This is a genomic window from Ramlibacter sp. AN1133 (genome assembly GCF_037890035.1).
GTDB lineage: Bacteria > Pseudomonadota > Gammaproteobacteria > Burkholderiales > Burkholderiaceae_C > Ramlibacter.
Genome location: NZ_JBBKTQ010000004.1, coordinates 138,058 through 156,642, shown reverse-complemented (window position 1 = coordinate 156,642; position 18,585 = coordinate 138,058). Strand labels below are relative to the sequence as shown.

The window sequence follows — 18,585 nt, the reverse complement described above, 5'->3', positions numbered from 1 at the left end:
CCGGAGGGGGAGGGAGGAAGGCAAGGTCAGAGGGACGCAGTGCGGAAGCCGACGAAGGCGTCGTCGCGCCCGGGCAGCGCCCACCACCTCGCGCGCGGATGCTTCATCCGCGCGCGCGCAGCGAACGAGGCGCCGCGCTGCACCCGCGCGATGCCGAACACCGGCTGCGCATCCAGTTCCGCCGTGGCGGACCACGACGCCGGCGTGAAGCCGGCCCAGGGCCGAAGCGTGCCCGCCGTCCATTCGCGCACGTCGCCCCAGCGCCAGCCCCGCCGCGCGGCCTGCAGCGCGGCGATCTCCCATTCGGCCTCGGTCGGCAGGCGGCGGCCGGCCCAGCGCGCATACGCGTCCGCTTCCCACCAGCTCGCATGCATCGCGAACTGGCTGCCGCCCATGCGCGTGCCCTTGCCGAACAGGGTCTGCAGCACGGCGCCGCTCGCCACCCCGATCTGCTCCACGTGCCCCGGCCCGCGCCGGCCCTCCTCCTGCGCCTCGCGCTGCAGCCACTCCCAGCCGGCGGGATGCCACAGCTCCTGCCGGTCGTAGCCCCCGTCGTCGATGAATTCCACGTACTGCGCCCAGGTCACCGGCTGCGCATCGATCTCGAACTCCGGCACGTGCACGACCTCGTGCCCCTGCTCCACGTCCAGCGTGAAGCTGGCGTCGGACCAGCCGAGCGTCCAGCGCGTGGCCGGCAGCGCGATCGGCTCCCGCGTCCCCGCCCCTTGCGGCAGCGCCAGGGCGAGCGGCACGCCCGCCGCCTGCGCCAGCATCACCAGTTCCTCGCCGCGCAGGTCTTCGTGGAACAGCGCCATGCGAAAGAAGTACAGCGCCTCGTCCTGGTCGGGCGTGTGCTCCAGCAGTTCGAGCGTGGTCTCCAGGGTATCGAGCAGGTAGGCCCGGGTCGCCTCGGGTCCGGGCAGCTCCAGCGCCCAGCGTTCCGCCCGCGGCGCCAGGGCCGGGTCGAACCAGCGATCGGCCTGCGGCTCCACGCTGGCGAGGCGCACGCCGTCCGTCGGGCAGCGCGGGCCCAGGTTGCGCTGCGGGTTGCGCCCGATCCAGTACTCCGCGAGCCAGCCGATGTGCCCTGCAAGCCACAGCGGAGGCAGCGCATGGGGCAGCGGCCGCAGGTGCATGGTGGGCCCGAGCGCCTGCTCGAAACGCGCCAGCAGCTGCAGCGTGTGGTTGCGCGCGTCCATCAGCGCGAGCGACAGCCGATCGCGGCTCGCGCGCCGCATGTCGGGCGTGTCGATCAGGGCGAGGGCGGCAGTCATGGGCGGGGTATGGGGGCGAGCGTGCCCGCCGTCCAGCCCGTGCAAACACGGATGCCTGTATCCGTTTGCGTCACGAAGCTGTCAGGTTGGCCGCAGCCGGCTTCCTAGAATTTCCTTCTTACTCGACTCTACCTGACAATCCGGGGTCCTCTCGACCTGCGGAACCAACGACGGAGACAGCATGCGCGGACTCTTGAAACTTTCGGGGGCGATCGACTGGCTGAACGCCCAGGTGGGCAGGTGGGTGATCTGGCTGATCCTGGGGTCCACCCTGATCAGCGCGATCAATGCGATCGTCCGCAAGGCGTTCAACGTCAGCTCCAACGCCTACCTCGAAGTCCAGTGGTATCTCTTCGCCGGAGCCTTCCTGCTGGCGTCCGGCTATACCCTGCTCAATGGCGAGCACGTCAAGATCGACGTGGTCTCAAGCCGCCTGTCCAAGCGCAAGCAGATCTGGATCGACATCATCGGCTTCACGCTGTTCCTCATGCCGATGTGCATGGTGGTGCTGTGGTTCGGCATCCCGTTCTTCCTCCAGGGCTTCCGTTCGGGCGAGGTCTCGTCCAACGCCGGCGGCCTGATCCGCTGGCCCGTGTACCTGCTGATGCCGGTGGGCTTCACGCTGCTGCTGCTGCAGGGCATCTCGGAGTTCGTCAAGCGCATCGCGTTCCTGCAGGGGCTGATCCCCGACCCGACCGAGAAGAAGATCGCCAAGACGCCCGAGGAAGAACTGGCCGAGGAACTGCGCCGCCAGGCGGAAGCCCAGGGCCGCCTGTAAGCGCCCGAACGAGGAGCACAACGACAATGACGCAGTTGATCGCACAGAACCTGGCCCCGATCATGTTCGTGGGCCTGATCTTCTTCCTGCTGTTCGGCTTTCCGGTGGCCTTCAGCCTCGGTGCCTGCGGCCTGTTCTTCGGGGTGGTGGGCATCGAGCTGGGCGTGCTGCCCGAGTCGCTGCTGCAGGCCCTGCCGCTGCGGATCTTCGGGATCATGCAGAACGACACGCTGCTGGCGATCCCGTTCTTCACCCTCATGGGCCTGATCCTCGAGCGCAGCGGCATGGCCGAAGACCTGCTGGACACCATCGGCCAGCTGTTCGGCCCGGTGCGCGGCGGCCTCGCGATCGCCGTGGTCCTGGTGGGCGCCCTGCTCGCCGCCACCACGGGGGTGGTGGCAGCCTCGGTGATTTCCATGGGGCTGATCTCGCTGCCCATCATGCTGCGCTACGGCTACGACCGGCGCATCGCCACCGGCGTGATCGCCGCCTCGGGCACGCTGGCGCAGATCATCCCGCCCTCGCTGGTGCTGATCGTGCTGGCCGACCAGCTCGGTCGCAGCGTGGGCGACATGTACAAGGGCGCGTTCATCCCCGGTTTCGTGCTGACCGGCCTGTACGTCGCCTATGTGGTGGGAATGGCGATCTTCCAGCCCAAGTCGGCGCCGGCCCTGCCACTGGAGGCGCGCAGCTTCCGCGAGCCGAGCGGCAGCAGCGGCACGCCGTCCCTGCTCGTGCTGACGATCGTGAGCACCGCCGCCGCCGTCTACCTGGGCGAGAACTACGCCAAGGTGGTGAGCTGGTGGAAGGGCAGCGAGGTCGCCAGCGTGGCGACCGACGAAACCATCGTGATCTCGATGGCCGCGGGCGTGCTGCTGGCGTTCGTGATCGCGGTGATCAACAAGATCCTGCGGCTCGGACTGCTTTCGCGCATGGCCGAGCGCGTGACCTTCGTGCTGATCCCGCCGCTGTTCCTGATCTTCCTGGTGCTGGGCACCATCTTCCTGGGCATCGCCACGCCCACGGAAGGCGGCGCGATGGGAGCGCTCGGTGCCTTCGCGATGGCCACGGCCCGCGGCCGCCTGACCTTCTCGCTGCTCAAGCAGGCGCTCAATACCACCACCAAGCTGGCCTGCTTCGTGGTGTTCATCCTGATCGGGTCCACGGTGTTCAGCCTGGTGTTCCAGGGCGTGGACGGACCGCGCTGGGTGGAACACCTGCTGACCAGCCTGCCGGGCGGCCAGCTCGGCTTCCTGATCGTGGTGAACATCCTCGTGTTCTTCCTGGCCTTCTTCCTGGATTTCTTCGAGCTGTCCTTCATCGTGGTGCCGCTGATCGGCCCCGTGGCGGAGAAGCTGGGCATCGACCTGGTCTGGTTCGGCGTGCTGCTCGCCGTCAACATGCAGACCTCGTTCATGCACCCGCCCTTCGGCTTCGCGCTGTTCTACCTGCGCAGCGTGGCACCGGTCAAGGAGTACACCGACAAGCTCACGAAGAAGACGATCGCCCCCGTGACGACCATGCAGATCTACTGGGGTGCCGTGCCTTTCGTGCTGATCCAGGTGCTGATGGTCGGCATGATCATCGCGTTCCCGGGCATCGTCTCGCGCGACAAGCAGGAGGTGATCGACCTCGACAAGGTGAAGATCGAGATGCCGACCGACGCGCCCGGCGCGGATCCCTTCGCCATGCCGCCCGGCCCCGACGCCTCCGGCGCGGCGGGTGCGGCAGCGCCGGCCGCCAGCGACCCGCTGGCACCGCCGCCGCTCACCAGCAGCGAGCAGCAGGACAAGGCCATGGAGGACCTGTTCGGCGGCAAGAAGTAGGGGGAGCCCGGGCGGCTGTCCGGGCTTCTGGTGCCCGGGTGCTTGCGGGCCTAGCCCCGCTCGTGCTCCGGGGGCGGCGCGGTGGAGCGCACGCGCAGGTGCAGCGCCGCCTGCGCGAGCAGGTTGGCCGACACCGGCGCGGTGATGAAGATGAACAGCGCGATCAGCAGTTCGCGCAGGGACCAGGTGCCGTGCCCCCAGTGCCACAGCAGGCTCGCCAGCAGCACGCCGCCCACCCCCAGGGTACTGGCCTTGGTCGGCGCATGCAGCCGCATGAAGAAGTCGTCGAAGCGCACCAGCCCGATCGCCCCGACCAGCGCGAAGGAGCCGCCCACCACCAGCAGCAGGGCCACGGCGGCTTCCAGCAGCGGGTGAACGGCGGAAAGCGTGTTCATGGCGGGGCTCCTACTCGACGACGTCGCCACGCGCGATGAAACGCGCCAGCGCCACGGTGGCCACGAAGCCCAGCATCGCGATCAGCAGGGCCGCCTCGAACAGCAGGTCGCTCGCGAAGCGCAGGCCCAGCAGGATCACGAGTGCCACGGTGTCCACGTAGAGCGTGTCGAGCGCCAGCACCCGGTCGGGGTGGTCGGGCCCGCGCAGCAGGCGCCAGCCGGCCAGCGCCGCCGCGAGCGCCACCGCCGCCAGGGCGAAGTCGAGGGCCCAGGCCATCATGGGAAGATCTCCTTCAGGGGCTGTGCGTAGCGTTGCAGGATGGCGGCGACGAGCGCCTGCGGGTCGGGCGCATCCAGCGCATGCACCAGGATCTCGCGCCGCTCCTCGTCGATGACGCTGGAGACCGTGCCGGGCGTCATGGTGATGATGGTGGCCAGCAGCGCCACGGCGCGCGGGTCCTCCAGCGTGTGCCGCACCCGCAGCCACGCCGGCTGCGGCGCGCGCCGCAGGTCGAGCACGATGCGCGCGACGGCGAGGTTGGCCAGCACGATGTCCAGCAGCACGCGGGCGGCCAGGAGCAGCACGAGCCCGGCGCGCCTGGGCGCGGCGGAGGGCGCGTCGATGAAGTCGTGCGCCAGCCAGGGCAGCAGCAGCGCGAGACCGGCGGCCCAGAGCCAGTGCACTGGCGCCAGCGATCCCTGCAGCAGCAGCCACGCCACGGCGATCGCCGCGCTGAGCACCGGACGCGCGAGCCAGCGGCGCGGCCCGCCTGCGCCGTGCGGCACCGGCTTCATCGGTGGCCTCCCGCGGCGTCGCCGGGCCGGAAGGGCCGCAGCGCGCCGGCGCCGGCATCGGGGCCGAGCACCGCGCGCGCTGCGCCGGCGCGGTCCGCCAGCTGCGCCGCCGCCGCATCGGTATAGCGCTTGAGCGGCCCGGCCGCGGCGGCGACCATGACGATCATCGCCAGCAGCGCCAGCGGCGCGGCGACGAGCCTCGGACTGGCGCCCGAGGCGCCCCCGCCGCGGCGCGGCTCCACCGCCCAGAACAGCATGCTGCCCGCGCGCGCCAGCCCGATGAGGGACAGGAAGCCCACCAGCAGCACCACCACCCACAGCCAGGGCGCCGCGCTCCCGTGCGCCGCCTGCAGGATCATCAGCTTGCCCACGAAGCCGGGCAGGGGCGGCAGCCCGATCATGGAGGCCGCCAGCAGCAGCAGCATGGTCCCGAGCAGCGTCGGCTGCGCCACCGGGCCCGCGGGCTCCAGCCGCTCGCCCACCTCGCCGCGCTGCGCGCCCACCAGTTCGGAGAGCAGGAACAGCGCCGCGATCACCAGCGTGCTGTTGATCATGTAGTACAGACCCGCCGACCAGCCCTCGGCGGTGAAGAGGCCCAGCGCCGCGAGGATGGTGCCCACCGAGGCGATCGTGAGCCAGCCGACCAGCCGCGGCAGCGTGTCCGCGGCCAGCGCCCCGAGCACGGCCAGCAGGCTGCTGGCCAGCGCCAGCGGCAGCAGCCAGTCCTCCACCAGCCGCGCCGAGGCGCCGGCGCCGTCGCCGAACACCACGCCGTGCACGCGCAGGATCGCGTACACGCCGACCTTGGTCATGATGGCGAACAGCGCCGAGACCGGCGCGCACGCGGCCGCATAGGTGCCGGGCAGCCACAGGTGCAGCGGCAGCAGGGCCGCCTTGAAGCCGAAGACCACCAGCAGCACCATCGCGCCCGCCTGCAGCAGCGCCCGGTCGGCCGGCGCCACCTGCGCCACCCGCAGCGCGAGGTGGGCCAGGTTGAGCGTGCCCGCGGCCCCGTACACCAGCGCGGCACCGACCAGGAACAGGGCCGAGGCCGCCAGGTTCAGCACCACGTAGGGCACGCCGAAGCGGAAGCGCTCGCGGCCCTGGCCGTGCACCAGCAGCACGTAGGAGGCGACCAGCAGCACCTCGAAGAACACGAACAGGTTGAACAGGTCGCCGGTGACGAAGGCGCCGTTGAGGCCCATCAGCAGGAAGTGCAGCAGTGCGTGGAAGTGCCGCCCGTGCGCGTCCCAGCCGCCGCTGGCGTACACCGCCACGGGCAGCGCCAGCAGCTGCGTGAGCAGCACCATCAGGGCTGCCAGCCGGTCCACCACCAGCGCGATGCCGTACGGGGCCGGCCAGTCCCCCAGGCGGTAGACCCGCCAGCCGCCGGCGTCGGCGTCGGCCACGAGCTGCAAGGCCACCAGCAGGCCCAGCGCGGCCGAGCCGATCGAGAGCCAGCGCGCGCGCGCCAGTGCGGGCTGGGCGTGGCTGCCGGCGCCGTCGCCCGCGGCCAGCAGCAGCAAGGCGGTGGCCAGGGGCAGCAGCACCGGCAGCACCGCCAGATGGGCCTGCAGGAAGCCGGCGAGCGCGTTCATCGGTCCTCCTGCGCCGGCGGCGCCCCGTCGACGTGGTCCGTGCCCGCCTCGTGCCGGCTGCGCAGCGCCATCTCGATCACGAGGCCCGTGGTGGCGAAACCGATCACGATGGCCGTCAGCACCAGCGCCTGGGGCAGCGGGTCGGCGCTGCCGCGCCCGGCCTGCACGATGGGCGGCAGCGCGATCCACAGCCTTCCCATCGCGAAGATGAACACGTTGACGGCGTACCCGAGCAGCGTGAGGCCCAGCACCACCGGGAAGGTGCGCCCGCGCAGCAGCAGGTAGATGCCGCACGCGCTGGTCCAGCCGATGCCGCTGGCGACCAGGAATTCGAGCGTCAGCGTCATCGCGGCGCCTCCTTGCTCGCCGCGCCGAGCGTGGAGAACAGCAGCAGCGTGGCGCCGACCACCGTCGCGTACACGCCCAGGTCGAACAGGGCCGCGGTCGCGAGCCCGGCTTCACCCAGCAAGGGCAGCACCGGATGGGCGTGGGCGCTGGTCAGGAAGGGCCGGCCGAAGGCGAGCGCGCCGGCGCCGGTGAGCGCCGCCACGCCCAGGCCGGCGACGATGCAGCCCGTCAGGCGCCGCGCCATGTCGCCGCCCAGGCGCGCTTCGGTTTCCGCCTGCCCCATCGCCATCGCCTGCAGCACCAGGGCCGCAGCCGTGACCAGGCCGGCGATGAAGCCGCCCCCCGGCAGGTTGTGCCCGCGCCAGAAGATGGAGAGCGACACGGCCAGCGCCAGCGGCAGCAGGAAGCCGGCGGCCATGCGCAGCAGCAGCGACGGTCGCGCGTAGGACCAGGGCCGCCCGTGCGCGTCGGTGCGCTCGCGCCGCACCCGCCAGCCATCGAGCATCGCCAGCGCGCCTAGCGCCGCGATGGCCAGCACCGTGATCTCGCCCAGCGTGTCGTAGCCGCGGAAGTCGACCAGGATCACGTTGACCGCGTTGGCCCCGCCGCCTTGCGGCACCGTGTTGCGCAGGAAATACCAGGACAGCGACTCGTGGTCGCGCGTGAGGGCCAGCCAGGCCAGCCAGCCGATGCCCCCGCCGCCGGCCACCGCCAGCACGGCGTCGCGGGTGCGCCGCGCGGCGCCGGACTCGCGCGGCGTCGTCGGCGGCAGCAGCGCCAGCCCCATCAGAAGCAGCGCGGTGGAGACGACCTCCACCGCCAGCTGCGTGAGCGCCAGGTCGGGCGCGGACATCGACTCGAACGCGAGCGCCGTCACCAGCCCCACCACGCCGGCCAGCACCACGGCGCGCAGGCGGTCCCGGTGCCCCAGCACCAGCGCGGCGCCGGCGGCGAGGAGGATTCCCCACAGCACCAGCGCCAGCGGCGACGCCGGCAGCAGCGCGCGGCCGCCGGTGCCCGCAGCATTGCCTTCGCGCAGGAACGGCCAGGCCGCGGCGGCGACGGCGGATCCCACCAGCAGGGCGGCGTTGCGCTGCAGCGATCCGTTCTCCGTCGCGGCGGTGAGGCGCCGCGCGCCGTCGATGAGGCCCTGCACCGCGCGCGTGAACAGCAGCCGGCCCGTCACGCGGCGCGGATGGTGCAGGTGCAGGCGCCGTCCGCGCTGCAGGCCGAAGTACATCGCGAGGCCGCCGGCGATCGCGATCGCGCTCATGAGCAGCGGCAGGTTCAAGCCGTGCCACACCGCCAGGTGGTACTGCGGCAGGGGCCCGTGCAGCACCGCGGCCGCCGCCACGCGCACCAGCGGCCCGAAGGTGGCGGACGGCAGCACGCCCACCACCACGCACACCAGCACCAGCAGCACCACCGGCAGCTTCATGAACAGCGGCGGCTCGTGCGGGTGCGGCCGCGGCATGTTCTTCGGCTCGCCGTTGAAGAAGACGTCGTGGATGAAGCGCACGGAGTAGGCCACCGAGCAGATGCCAGCGAAGGTGGCGAGCGCGGGCACCACCCAGTCGCCGGGCCCGGTGGCGCGCAGCGCCTCGTCGAAGAACATCTCCTTGGACAGGAAGCCGTTGACCAGGGGCACGCCGGCCATCGCCGCCGCGGCCACCATCGCCAGGGTGGCCGTCCACGGCATGTGGCGCATGAGGCCGGCCAGCTTGCGCATGTCGCGCGTGCCCGTCTCGTGGTCGATGATGCCGGCCGTCATGAACAGCGAGGCCTTGAAGGTGGCGTGGTTCAGCACGTGGAAGACCGCGGCCACCTTGGCCAGCGGCGAGTTGAGGCCGATCAGGAACACGATCAGCCCGAGATGGCTGATCGTGGAGTACGCCAGCAGCCCCTTCAGGTCGTGCCGGAACACGGCGACATAGGCGGCGAACGCCATCGTGACGATCCCCACCCCGGACACCGAGAACTGGAAGGCGTCGGTGCCCCCCAGCACGGGGTACAGCCGCGCCAGCAGGAACACGCCGGCCTTCACCAGCGTCGCCGAGTGCAGGTAGGCCGAGACCGGCGTGGGTGCGGCCATGGCTTCCGGCAGCCAGAAGTGGAACGGGACCTGCGCGCTCTTGGTGAAGCATCCGAGCAGGATCAGCGCGAGCACCAGCGGGTACCACGGGTGCGCTCGCACGACGTCGCCGCGATCGAGCAGCACGCTCAGCTCGTAGCTGCCGCCGGCGTGCCCGAGCAGCAGGATGCCCGCCAGCATGGCCAGCCCGCCGCCACCGGTGACCGCGAGGGCCATGCGGGCGCCGGCGCGGGCGTCCGCGCGATGGCCCCAGTAGCCCACCAGCAGGAAGGAGGAGACGCTGGTCAGCTCCCAGAACACCACCAGCAGCAGCAGGTTGTCGGACAGCACCACGCCCAGCATGCCGGCCATGAACAGCATCAGCTGGGCGTAGAACTTCCCCGGCGGGTCCTTCTCGCCGAGGTAGTAGGCGGCGTAGAGGATCACCAGCACGCCGATGACGGTGATCAGCAGCGCGAACAGCAGCGCGAGGCCGTCCAGGCGCAGCCCGATGCCCAGCCCGATCTCGTCGACCCAGTCATGGTGCGCCAGCAGGACCCGGCCTTCGAACACCGCCGGCGCCAGCACGAGCACCAGCGCCAGGGCTGCCAGGGTGACGGCCGCCGCGGTCCACGCCGCCAGGCGGCGCCCGCGCGGCGGCGGCGCCAGGCCCGCCAGCCAGGTGAGGATCACGCCCGGCAGCAGCGGCAGCAGGACGACGAAGACGAGCAGGTCGGGCATGGACGCCGGCAGCATGCGGACAGGGTGGGGCCGCGTGGCGGCCCGACCAGCGCTTGAACCTGCACGCGCCGGCCGGCGCGAGCACCCGGGGGCAGTCTAGCAGGCCGTTCAGGAACGCGGGCCGATCGCCCGCATCGCCGAAAAATCCGGCAGCGCGCCGCTCGCGAACCCCTGGCACGCCAGCGACCCGATCGCGATCTCGCCGCCGCGGATGCGCAGCCGCACCGCGCCATGGCTGTCCTCGTACAGGTCCGGATGCGCGTGCAGGAAGGCCTGCTGCTCGGCGCGCGGCAGCGCCTTCATGCCGTCCACGTAATGGTGGCCGTTGCGCTCCACGTGCCGGATCCCCAGCAGGTTCACCAGCGCGAGGTCCTGCTGCACCGCCAGGCCCGCCTGCGTGGTCAGGTCCTCGGCGGACAGGAAGTAGCGCGCGCTGCCCTCCTCCCGGTTCCACGCCGCGCAGCGTGCCGCGTTCAGGATCGACTTGTAGAAGCCCTTGCAGGTCTTGGACGACACGCCGGCATAGCCGTGCGCGCGCGCCTGCACGAAGCTGTCGATCTCGCCGTCCGACTCGTCGATGACGACCGGCCGGCCCAGGTCCGTCGCGCGCAGGTCCACCTGCAGCGCCAGCTTGCGCGCGATCGGCTGCTCGATGAAGGCGATGGATTGCCACAGGCGCTGCAGCTTCGCGTCCGCCTGCACCGCGCGCACCAGTTCCAGCACGCCTTCGGCGCTCTCGTACTGCTCGTTGCCGTCGAGGGAGGCCTGGTACGGCTCGGTGGCGCGATCGAGCACGGCGGCGATCGCCTGCAGCCGCTCGACGTCGGCGCGCACGTTGCCGCCCACCTTCAGCTTGAAGTAGCGGTGGCCGTAGGCGCGCTGCACCTCCTCCAGCGTCTCGGGCAGGCCGTCGCCCACGCGCTCTGGCTGGTCGGCCCGCGTGATCGCGTCGACGAGGCCCACCGTGTGGCGCGCATGGATGCTGCGCGCCGGCAGCAGGCCGCGCAGGAAGCCGCCGAAGTCGAACCCGGCGAAGGAAGGATGGCCGCCGTCCATGCCGGCGAGGTTGTTGCGCATGGCCTCGTAGAACGACACGCCCAGCGCGCGGCACAGCGCATCGAGCACCGCGCGGTCGACCAGCGCGGGCCCGTAGCTGGCCAGCAGCGGATTGAAGCCCTCGCCGGCCGCCGCGCGCGCGTGCGCCTCGTGGTGGCGCGCGAAGGCGCCGAACGCGCTGGCGGGCGCCGCGTCGGACAGGTACGCCGAGCGCGCCAGTTCCAGCACGCGGCGCAGCTGCGCGAAGTTGTCCTCGTTGGACAGCGCCAGGTTCTTGTCGAACCACTTGGGCGCCATCAGTTCCGCCGCCGCGCCCCAGGCGCCGCGGCCGTCGGGCAGTTCGATCCGCGCCCGCACGAAGGTCTGCGGCGCCTCGGTCAGGGTGACCACGCCGAAGCGGAAGGGCATGCGCAGCTTCACGGGCCGCTCGTACAGCTCGATCGCGCGCAGCGAGAACAGGGGTGCGTCAGCCATGGTCGGCAAGTCCTTGCAGGATGCCCTGCAGGTAGCCGATCGCGCGCGCCGCGCAGCCGGGCCCGTCGGGCACGTAGTCGAAGGGTTCCACCGCGACGATGCCGGGGAAGTGGCCCGCGGCCTCCATGCGCGCCAGCACGCGCAGGATGGGGCCGAAGTCCAGCTCGCCCTGGCCCGGGCCGCGGCGGTTGGGGTCGTTCACCTGCACGTGGGCGATCATGCCGCGCGGCATCCATTGCTCCAACAGGCGGTGCACCGGTTCGCTCTCGGCCTGCCCCGCGGCGCTGCAGTCGATCATGGTGCGCAGCCCCGGCGCGCCGATCTCGGCCACCATGCGCGCCGCCTCCTCGACGGTGTTGAAAAGGTCGGTCTCGCGCGGCGACAGCGGCTCCAGGCAGTAGGTGACGCCGTGGCGCGCGGCAGCCTCGCCGGCAGTGCGCAGCGCCTCGCGCGCGCGCTCCCACGCCTGGTCGCGCGTGCTGTCCGCCGGAACGCTGCGCTGCTTGGGAGAGCCGTGCACCAGGTAGCTGCCCCCCATGAGCGCGCACAGTTCGACCAGGCGCGCCATGACCCCGGTCGTGCGCTGGCGCAGGGCGGCGTCCGCGCTCACGATCGACAGGCCCGCCGGCGCGACCAGCAGCCAGTGCAGGCCGAAGATGGCCAGGCCGTGGTCCTGCGCGATCCGGCGGAACTCCTGCGCCTGCGCATCCGAGATCGTCATCGGATCCTCGGCCAGCGTGAAGGGCGCGACCTCCAGCCCGTCGTAGCCGAGCGCCGCGGCAAGGCGGCACTGCCCGGCGAAGGGCAGCGGCTGCAGCACCTCGTTGCACAGCGCGAAGCGCATGGCGGCCTCCTCAGGCGCGGCGCGCGAACAGGCCGCGCACCGCGTCGCCGATCGCCGCCTTCACCCCGTTCACGGCGCGCTTGAAGGGCGGCACGTAGAGCAGGATCGTGAAGATCGTCACCGCGGCGAAGGCCATCGCGATCGGCCGGGTGAAGAAGGGCAGGATGCTGCCGTCCGACAGCACCAGGCCGCGGCGCAGGCTCTTGTCCAGCAGCGGCCCCAGCACCAGGCCCAGCACCAGCGGCGCCATCTCGTAGCCGCGCCGGCGCAGGAAGTAGGCCCCGACGCCGATGAACAGCATGGCGTAGATGTCGAACAGGCGCGAGGCGGTGGCGAAGGCACCGACGGTGCACAGCAGGAACACGATCGGCATCAGGATACCGCGCCGCACCTTCAGGATGTGCAGCAAGGGGCGCACCCCGAACAGGCCGAACAGCAGGATCGTGATCGACGCCAGCGTGGTCATCGCGACCACGTGGTAGATGAACTGCGGGTGCTGGATCATCAGCATCGGCCCGGGCTGCACGCCGTGGATGATCATGGCGGCCATCAGCACCGCGGAGGGCGCGGAGCCGGGGATGCCCAGCGCCAGCGAGGGAATGATGTGGCCCGGGATCGACGCCATGTCGCCCGTCTCGGCGGCCATCAGGCCGTCGATGGAGCCCTTGCCGAACTTCTCCGGCTCCTTGCTCACGGCCTTGGCCGCGGCATACGACATCCACGCGCCGGCATCCTCGCCCACGCCCGGCAGCAGGCCGGTGAGCACGCCGATGATGCCGGAACGCAGCACCGTCCACTTGTAGACGACGATCTCGCGCCAGCGCGGCAGCACCGAGTCCTTCAGGTCGACGATCTTGCGCTCGATCGGGTCGGCCAGCGTGGTCAGCACTTCGGCGAGGCCGAAGGCGCCTACCAGCGCGGGGATCAGCGCGAGGCCGCCGGACAGTTCGTCCCAGCCGAAGGTGAAGCGGTCGTAGGCATACAGGCTCTCCTGCCCCACCTGCGCCAGGAACAGGCCCAGCAGGCCCATCAGCCAGCCCTTGAGCGGGTCGCCGCCGACGATGCTGCCGGACATGGTCACCCCGAAGAGGGCCAGCCAGAAGAACTCGAAGGCGCCGAACTGCAGCGCGACTTCCGCCAGCAGCGGCGTGAACAGCGCCAGGCACAGCACGCCGATCAGCGTGCTGACGAAAGCCCCCGAGGTCGCGATGCCGATCGCGCGGCCGGCCTGCCCCTGCAGCGCGAGCGCGTAGCCGTCGGCGCACGAGGCGGCGTTGGCCGCGGTGCCGGGGATGTTCAGCAGGATGGCCGTGCGCGAGCCGCCGTAGAGCGCGCCGACGTAGGAGCAGATCAGCACCAGGATCGCGTCGTTGGCACTGAGCTTGATCGTCAGCGTGGTGAGCAGGGCGATGGCCAGCGTGGCCGACAGCCCCGGCAGGATGCCCATCACGATGCCCACGAAGGCGCCGCCCAGCCCGTACAGGAGCGTGAGCGGGTTCATGAAGCTCAGCCAGGCGGAGCCGAGGTCTTGCAGTCCTTGCAGCATGGAAAGCGTCCGCGGAAGGCGGGAGGGTTCAGGGGAGCCGGACCAGGAACACCCGCTCGAACACCAGCCAGGTGACCACCGAGGCGGCGGCGCCGATCACCAGCGCCATCGCCCACGCGCGTGGTGTGAGACGTCGCTCCGCCGGGTCGGAGGAGATGCGCTGGAAGACGAGGATCGAGCCCGTCACGTACACCGTGGAGGCGAGCCAGAACGGGATGCCGTGGCCCACGAGCACGATGCCGTAGCCGCAGCACAGGGCGACCGCGATGGCGACGCGCCTGCGCTCTTCGCGCCGGTGCGGCGTGGCGGGCGGCAGCGGGGTGGTGAAGGCGCCGCGGCGCCAGCTGCGCGCGGCCATGATGGCGCCCAGCAGGATCATCGCGATGCCCAGCAGCCCCGGCAGCAGGCCGGGCACCGTGACCGGGTTGATGTTCTGCTGCTCCAGCCGGTCCATCGTGACGGAGCCGGCCAGCACCGCGACGCCGAACACGATCCAGCCGGCCGCGTCCTTCAGGTCGGAGCGCGGCGCGGCCCGTTCTTCATCGGTCCCCGCGGCAAGGGAATGCTCGGGAACCAGCGCGGGATCGGTCATGCCTGCGGATCAGGGCTTCGGGATGCCCACCGTGTCGGGCGCGACCTTGGTCTTGCCGCTGGCATGCAGGTTCCAGGCGTTGGCCTGCACCGCCGGGAACACGGCCTTCTGCGCGGCGTCGCCGGCGAGCGGGTTGAACAGCGCGCCGCGGCTGGTGGCGTACTTCTTCAGCGCATCGCTCTTGACGATGTTCTGGGCCCAGATGCGCTCCACCGTCTTGACCACGTCGTCCGGCACGCCCTTGGGAATGAAGATGCCGAAGTAGTTGGCCGGCGCGGTGAAGCCGGGCACCACCTCCGACAGCGGCGGGATGGTGCCGAAGCCTTCCAGCTCCAGCGGCTTGTCGCTCACGGTGGCCAGCGGGCGCAGGCGCTTGCCGCGGATCATGTCGGCCTGTTCCACCGCGAGCTGCGTGGTCACGTCGGCCTCGCCGGAGACGGTGGCCACCACGGCCGGGTTGCCGCCGTCATAGGACACTTCCTTGTACTTCACGCCGGTCGCCTTGACGATCTGGTCCATCGCGTTGTGGCCGGCGGAGGTCACGCCGGCCGTGGCCACGCTGATCTGGCCGGGGCGCTTCTTCATGTCGTCCAGCAGTTCCTTGGCGCTCTTCCAGGGGCGCTGCGGATTGACGCCGATCACCTGGATGTTGGCCACGTTCAGGAACAGGTGCCAGTCCTTGATGCTGGTGTTGACCGAGCCCAGCGCCTGGTAGGCACCGAGGTCCTGCGCGGCGCCGGCCGTCCAGGTGTAGCCGTCCTTGGCCGCGTCGAGCGCGCTCTTGGTGCCGATGGCGCCGGAGGCGCCGGGCTGGTTGACGATCACGATCGTCTGGCCCAGGGCCTTCTCCAGTTCCGCGGCGGTCACGCGGGTGACCTGGTCGGTCGAGCCGCCGGCGGCCCACGGCACGATCAGGTTGATCGGTCGGCTGGGCTTCCAGTTCTGGGCGGCCGCGGGCAAGGCGGCGACCAGCACGGCGGCGGCAGCGACGGCCTGGAGGAAGAAGCGCTTCTGCATGGTCTCGGTCTCCGATTAATTCTCTAAACGGTTAATTAGGAACTTTACGGCGCGGCGCGGGAAGCTGTCAACGCGGCTTGCCCGAAGTGCACGGGAAGGCGGGACAGCCGGACGCAGAGGACGCAAAGGGTACGCAGAGGACGCAAAGAAAACCTCTTGAAAATGAATTCTTTTGCGCTCTCTGCGTACCCTTTGCGTCCTCTGCGTCCTGCCCCCGTATTCTCTGCAGGCCACGATTCACCAGCCGGTGAATTGTCCGCCCGCGAGGCCCGAATTCCCTGCGCTGCCTCAAGCATTGCAGCGTTCCAGCACGTGACGCGTCATGGCCAGGGCCAGTTCGTGCTCGCCCACGAAGACGCGGCCGGTGAGTTCCTGCTCCAGCCGCCGCGCCTCCTCCTCGTTGTGCGAGCGCACCGCCAGCTCGATGGGCGGATTGAGCAGGCGCGCATGCGCGGCCATCTGGCGCACGCCCAGCGTGTCGGGCGTGGCGATCACGAGCATGCGGGCGCGCGCCACGTGGGCCTGCACGAGAACTTCCGGCTGCGCGGCGTCCCCGTACACGGCGGGCACGCCTACACCGCGCAGTTCCTCGACCAGCGCGCGGTTCTGCTCCACCACCACGAACGGGATGCGATGCGCCAGCAGCGCCTCGGCCAGCCTGCGGCCCACGCGCCCGTGGCCCACCAGCACCACCTGGCGCGACAGGTACTTCGCGTCGGTGCCGAGGGGCAGTTCGGCCAGCGGATCGTCGCGCGCGGCGAGGCTGCGCGCGAGCTGCGAGCGCGCCAGCAGCCAGCGCTGCAGCGGCTCGATCGCGCGGAACACCAGCGGGTTCAGCGCGATCGAGATCAGCGCGCCGGCCACCACCAGGCTTTGCGCCTGCGCCGGCACCACGCCCAGCGTCGCGCCCAGGCCGATCAGGATGAAGGAGAACTCGCCGATCTGCGCCAGGCTGGCCGACACCGTCAGCGCCGTGTGCAGGGGATAGCGCAGCACCAGCACCAGCACGGCGGCCGCGATCGACTTGCCCAGCACGATCACGCCGACCACCGCCAGCACGCGCAGCGGCGCATCGAGCAGGATCCGCGGGTCGAACAGCATGCCCACCGAGACGAAGAACAGCACCGCGAAGGCATCGCGCAGCGGCAGCGTCTCCTGCGCCGCGCGGTGGCTGAACTGCGATTCGCGCAGCACCATGCCGGCGAAGAACGCCCCCAGCGCGAAGGACACGCCGAACAGCTGCGTGGCCCCGTACGCGATGCTCACGGCCGCCGCCACCACGCACAGCGTGAACAGCTCGCGCGAGCCGAGCTTCTGCACCTGCCACAGCAGCCACGGGAAGACGCGCCGGCCCACCACCAGCATCAGCGCGACGAAGATCGCCACCTGCAGCAGCGTCCACGCGATGTCGCGCGCCACCTGCTGCGGATCGGCCGCCGTGGAGCCCGTGAGCGCGGTGCCGATGGGCGGCAGCAGCACCAGCACGACCACCATCGCGAGGTCCTCCACCACCAGCCAGCCCACGGCGATGCGGCCGCTGAAGGTATCGAGCTGGCCCAGGCTCTCCAGCGCGCGCAGCAGCACCACGGTGCTCGCCACCGACAGCGCGAGGCCGAACACCAGCGCCGCGGCCAGGCTCCAGCCCCAGGAGGTCGCCACGGCCACGCCCATCGCCGTGGCGGCCACGATCTGCACCACGGCCCCCGGCACCGCGATGCGCCGCACGGCCAGCAGGTCCCCCAGCGAGAAATGCAGGCCGACGCCGAACATCAGCAGCATGACGCCGATCTCGGCCAGCTCGGACGCGAGCCTGGTGTCGGCCACGAAGCCCGGCGTGAAGGGCCCGATCACCACGCCGGCCAGCAGGTAGCCGACCAGCGCCGGCAGCCGGGCCCGCGCGGCGATGAAGCCGAGCACCAGCGCGAGGCCGAGGCCGGCGGCGATCGTGGTGATGAGCGGAAGGTTGTGGTCCATGCCGCCATGATGACGGATGACGGAAGGACGGAAGCCCGCCGCAGCGGGCTCGCCCTGCGGCGTCAGTACGCGGTCAGATCTTGACCGAGGTCATGTACGAATCGAAGCGGTACTCGGAGAAGCGCGTCCACAGGATCTGGTCGCGCTGGAAGGCGCGCATGTCCTGGTGGATCTTCTTGAATTCGGGCGACTTGGCCTCGTGCTCGGCGAAGACTTCCATGGAGGCCTTGAAACCGGCGTCCATGAGCTCCTTCGAGAAAGGCATCAGCTTGGTCTTGGCCGCCACCAGGCGCTTGAGCGCGAGCGGGTTGACCGCGTCGTACTTGGCCGTCATGTCGCGCGCGGCGACGTTGGTGGCCGCCTCGAGGATCGCCTTGTTCTCGGCCGACAGAGCGGCCAGCGCCTTGGTGTTGACGAAGAACTCGAGCTCGGCGCCGCCTTCCCACCAGCCCGGGTAGGCGTAGTAAGGGGCGACCTTGTTGAAGCCCAGCTTCTCGTCGTCGTAGGGGCCGACGAATTCGGTGGCATCCAGCGTGCCCTTCTCCAGGGCCTGGTACACCTCGCCCGCGGGCATGTTCTGCGCCACCACGCCCAGCCTGGCCATCGCCTCGCCGAACAGGCCGCCGCCCAGGCGCATCTTCAGGCCCTTGAGGTCGGCGACGCTCTTGATCTCCTTGCGAAACCAGCCACCCATCTGGGTGCCGGTGTTGCCGGCGCTGAAGCTCTTGATGTTGTACTTCGCGTAGAAGGCGTCCATCAGCTTGCGGCCGTTGCCGTGCTCCATCCAGGAGTCCATCTGGCGCGCGGTCAGGCCGAAGGGCACGGCGCAGCCGAAGGCGAAGATCGCGTCCTTGCCGGTGAAGTAGTAGGGCGCGGTCTGCGCCATCTCGATGGTGCCGTTCTGCAGCGCGTCGACGACGCCGAAGGGCGGCATCAGCTCGCCGCCGGCATGCACGGAGATCTCGAACTTGCCGCCCGACAGCTCCCGGACCGTCCTGGACATGACTTCGGCGCTGCCGAAGATCGTGTCGAGCGACTTGGGGAAGCTGGAGGCGAGGCGCCAGCGCACCGCGGCCTGCGCGTGCACGGCGGGGGCGATGCCGGAAGCGAGCACGCCGGCGATGCCGGCGCGCTGGAGGAGGGAGCGACGATCCATGGGAGAGGGAGGGAGAGTGTGTGGTTCGAAAAAGGCCGCGGCCATGATGCGCCGCGAGCCCCGCCAAGGCTTGCAGGAGCCTTGCACCGGTTTCGTCGAC

Annotated in this window: 16 protein-coding genes; 2 read left to right on the top strand and 14 right to left on the bottom strand. The window is 70.9% G+C overall.

All coding sequences use genetic code 11. The annotated features are described in order from the left end of the window. Nucleotides 1-26 precede the first annotated feature (26 nt). Nucleotides 27-1,274, bottom strand: a complete 1,248-nt coding sequence (locus WG923_RS06985; protein WP_340350225.1) for an SUMF1/EgtB/PvdO family nonheme iron enzyme — start codon at nt 1,272-1,274, stop codon at nt 27-29. A gap of 181 nt (nt 1,275-1,455) precedes the next feature. Here WG923_RS06985 and WG923_RS06980 point away from each other — a divergent pair, with 181 nt between their 5' ends. Then, the gene (locus WG923_RS06980; RefSeq protein WP_340350224.1) at nt 1,456-2,052 is read left to right on the top strand and encodes a TRAP transporter small permease subunit; all 597 of its coding nucleotides are present in this window, start codon (nt 1,456-1,458) and stop codon (nt 2,050-2,052) included. 26 nt (nt 2,053-2,078) lie between these two features. Beyond that, on the top strand, nt 2,079-3,878 hold the full coding sequence (locus tag WG923_RS06975) for a TRAP transporter large permease (protein ID WP_340350223.1): 1,800 nt from the start codon (nt 2,079-2,081) through the stop codon (nt 3,876-3,878). A 50-nt stretch (nt 3,879-3,928) separates the two neighbouring features. Here the strand turns inward: WG923_RS06975 and WG923_RS06970 are convergent, their stop codons facing one another. From WG923_RS06970 to WG923_RS06910, 13 genes are all read right to left on the bottom strand, one after another. Beyond that, a complete protein-coding gene (locus WG923_RS06970; protein WP_340350222.1) occupies nt 3,929-4,273 on the bottom strand; it encodes a Na+/H+ antiporter subunit G in 345 nt (114 codons plus the stop codon). Between the two features lie 10 nt (nt 4,274-4,283). Continuing rightward, nucleotides 4,284-4,553, bottom strand: a complete 270-nt coding sequence (locus WG923_RS06965; RefSeq protein ID WP_340350221.1) for a K+/H+ antiporter subunit F — start codon at nt 4,551-4,553, stop codon at nt 4,284-4,286. Further along, a complete protein-coding gene (locus WG923_RS06960) occupies nt 4,550-5,068 on the bottom strand; it encodes a Na+/H+ antiporter subunit E (RefSeq protein WP_340350220.1) in 519 nt (172 codons plus the stop codon). The genes WG923_RS06965 and WG923_RS06960 overlap by 4 nt, the downstream gene beginning before the upstream one ends. Beyond that, the gene (locus WG923_RS06955) at nt 5,065-6,666 is read right to left on the bottom strand and encodes a monovalent cation/H+ antiporter subunit D (RefSeq protein ID WP_340350219.1); all 1,602 of its coding nucleotides are present in this window, start codon (nt 6,664-6,666) and stop codon (nt 5,065-5,067) included. The genes WG923_RS06960 and WG923_RS06955 overlap by 4 nt, the downstream gene beginning before the upstream one ends. After that, a complete protein-coding gene (locus WG923_RS06950) occupies nt 6,663-7,013 on the bottom strand; it encodes a Na+/H+ antiporter subunit C (RefSeq protein WP_340350218.1) in 351 nt (116 codons plus the stop codon). Before WG923_RS06950 ends, WG923_RS06955 begins: the two co-directional genes overlap by 4 nt. Beyond that, a complete protein-coding gene (locus WG923_RS06945) occupies nt 7,010-9,826 on the bottom strand; it encodes a monovalent cation/H+ antiporter subunit A (protein WP_340350217.1) in 2,817 nt (938 codons plus the stop codon). The genes WG923_RS06950 and WG923_RS06945 overlap by 4 nt, the downstream gene beginning before the upstream one ends. Nucleotides 9,827-9,934: 108 nt before the next feature. Beyond that, nucleotides 9,935-11,356: an enolase C-terminal domain-like protein gene (locus tag WG923_RS06940; RefSeq protein ID WP_340350216.1), complete on the bottom strand. Its 1,422-nt coding sequence runs from the start codon at nt 11,354-11,356 to the stop codon at nt 9,935-9,937. Next, nucleotides 11,349-12,200 carry a sugar phosphate isomerase/epimerase family protein gene (locus WG923_RS06935; RefSeq protein ID WP_340350215.1) on the bottom strand — a complete coding sequence of 284 codons (852 nt, stop codon included), beginning with the start codon at nt 12,198-12,200 and terminating at the stop codon, nt 11,349-11,351. The genes WG923_RS06940 and WG923_RS06935 overlap by 8 nt, the downstream gene beginning before the upstream one ends. A gap of 10 nt (nt 12,201-12,210) precedes the next feature. Next, nucleotides 12,211-13,746 (bottom strand): tripartite tricarboxylate transporter permease, encoded by a 1,536-nt coding sequence (locus tag WG923_RS06930; RefSeq protein WP_340350214.1) that lies wholly within the window; start codon nt 13,744-13,746, stop codon nt 12,211-12,213. 28 nt (nt 13,747-13,774) lie between these two features. Then, on the bottom strand, nt 13,775-14,338 hold the full coding sequence (locus WG923_RS06925; RefSeq protein WP_340350213.1) for a tripartite tricarboxylate transporter TctB family protein: 564 nt from the start codon (nt 14,336-14,338) through the stop codon (nt 13,775-13,777). A 9-nt stretch (nt 14,339-14,347) separates the two neighbouring features. After that, entirely contained in the window at nt 14,348-15,355 is a 1,008-nt protein-coding gene (locus WG923_RS06920) for a tripartite tricarboxylate transporter substrate binding protein (RefSeq protein WP_340350212.1), read from the bottom strand. A gap of 288 nt (nt 15,356-15,643) precedes the next feature. Next, on the bottom strand, nt 15,644-17,329 hold the full coding sequence (gene ybaL, locus WG923_RS06915; RefSeq protein ID WP_340350211.1) for a YbaL family putative K(+) efflux transporter: 1,686 nt from the start codon (nt 17,327-17,329) through the stop codon (nt 15,644-15,646). Between the two features lie 73 nt (nt 17,330-17,402). Next, nucleotides 17,403-18,485 carry a TRAP transporter substrate-binding protein gene (locus WG923_RS06910; RefSeq protein WP_340350210.1) on the bottom strand — a complete coding sequence of 361 codons (1,083 nt, stop codon included), beginning with the start codon at nt 18,483-18,485 and terminating at the stop codon, nt 17,403-17,405. Nucleotides 18,486-18,585 lie beyond the last annotated feature (100 nt).

Coding starts and splice junctions, on each gene's coding strand:
- WG923_RS06985 (WP_340350225.1), bottom strand. CDS start 1,274: ATGACTGCCGCCCTCGCCCTGATCGACACGCCCGACATGCGGCGCGCG.
- WG923_RS06980 (WP_340350224.1), top strand. CDS start 1,456: ATGCGCGGACTCTTGAAACTTTCGGGGGCGATCGACTGGCTGAACGCC.
- WG923_RS06975 (WP_340350223.1), top strand. CDS start 2,079: ATGACGCAGTTGATCGCACAGAACCTGGCCCCGATCATGTTCGTGGGC.
- WG923_RS06970 (WP_340350222.1), bottom strand. CDS start 4,273: ATGAACACGCTTTCCGCCGTTCACCCGCTGCTGGAAGCCGCCGTGGCC.
- WG923_RS06965 (WP_340350221.1), bottom strand. CDS start 4,553: ATGATGGCCTGGGCCCTCGACTTCGCCCTGGCGGCGGTGGCGCTCGCG.
- WG923_RS06960 (WP_340350220.1), bottom strand. CDS start 5,068: ATGAAGCCGGTGCCGCACGGCGCAGGCGGGCCGCGCCGCTGGCTCGCG.
- WG923_RS06955 (WP_340350219.1), bottom strand. CDS start 6,666: ATGAACGCGCTCGCCGGCTTCCTGCAGGCCCATCTGGCGGTGCTGCCG.
- WG923_RS06950 (WP_340350218.1), bottom strand. CDS start 7,013: ATGACGCTGACGCTCGAATTCCTGGTCGCCAGCGGCATCGGCTGGACC.
- WG923_RS06945 (WP_340350217.1), bottom strand. CDS start 9,826: ATGCCCGACCTGCTCGTCTTCGTCGTCCTGCTGCCGCTGCTGCCGGGC.
- WG923_RS06940 (WP_340350216.1), bottom strand. CDS start 11,356: ATGGCTGACGCACCCCTGTTCTCGCTGCGCGCGATCGAGCTGTACGAG.
- WG923_RS06935 (WP_340350215.1), bottom strand. CDS start 12,200: ATGCGCTTCGCGCTGTGCAACGAGGTGCTGCAGCCGCTGCCCTTCGCC.
- WG923_RS06930 (WP_340350214.1), bottom strand. CDS start 13,746: ATGCTGCAAGGACTGCAAGACCTCGGCTCCGCCTGGCTGAGCTTCATG.
- WG923_RS06925 (WP_340350213.1), bottom strand. CDS start 14,338: ATGACCGATCCCGCGCTGGTTCCCGAGCATTCCCTTGCCGCGGGGACC.
- WG923_RS06920 (WP_340350212.1), bottom strand. CDS start 15,355: ATGCAGAAGCGCTTCTTCCTCCAGGCCGTCGCTGCCGCCGCCGTGCTG.
- ybaL (WP_340350211.1), bottom strand. CDS start 17,329: ATGGACCACAACCTTCCGCTCATCACCACGATCGCCGCCGGCCTCGGC.
- WG923_RS06910 (WP_340350210.1), bottom strand. CDS start 18,485: ATGGATCGTCGCTCCCTCCTCCAGCGCGCCGGCATCGCCGGCGTGCTC.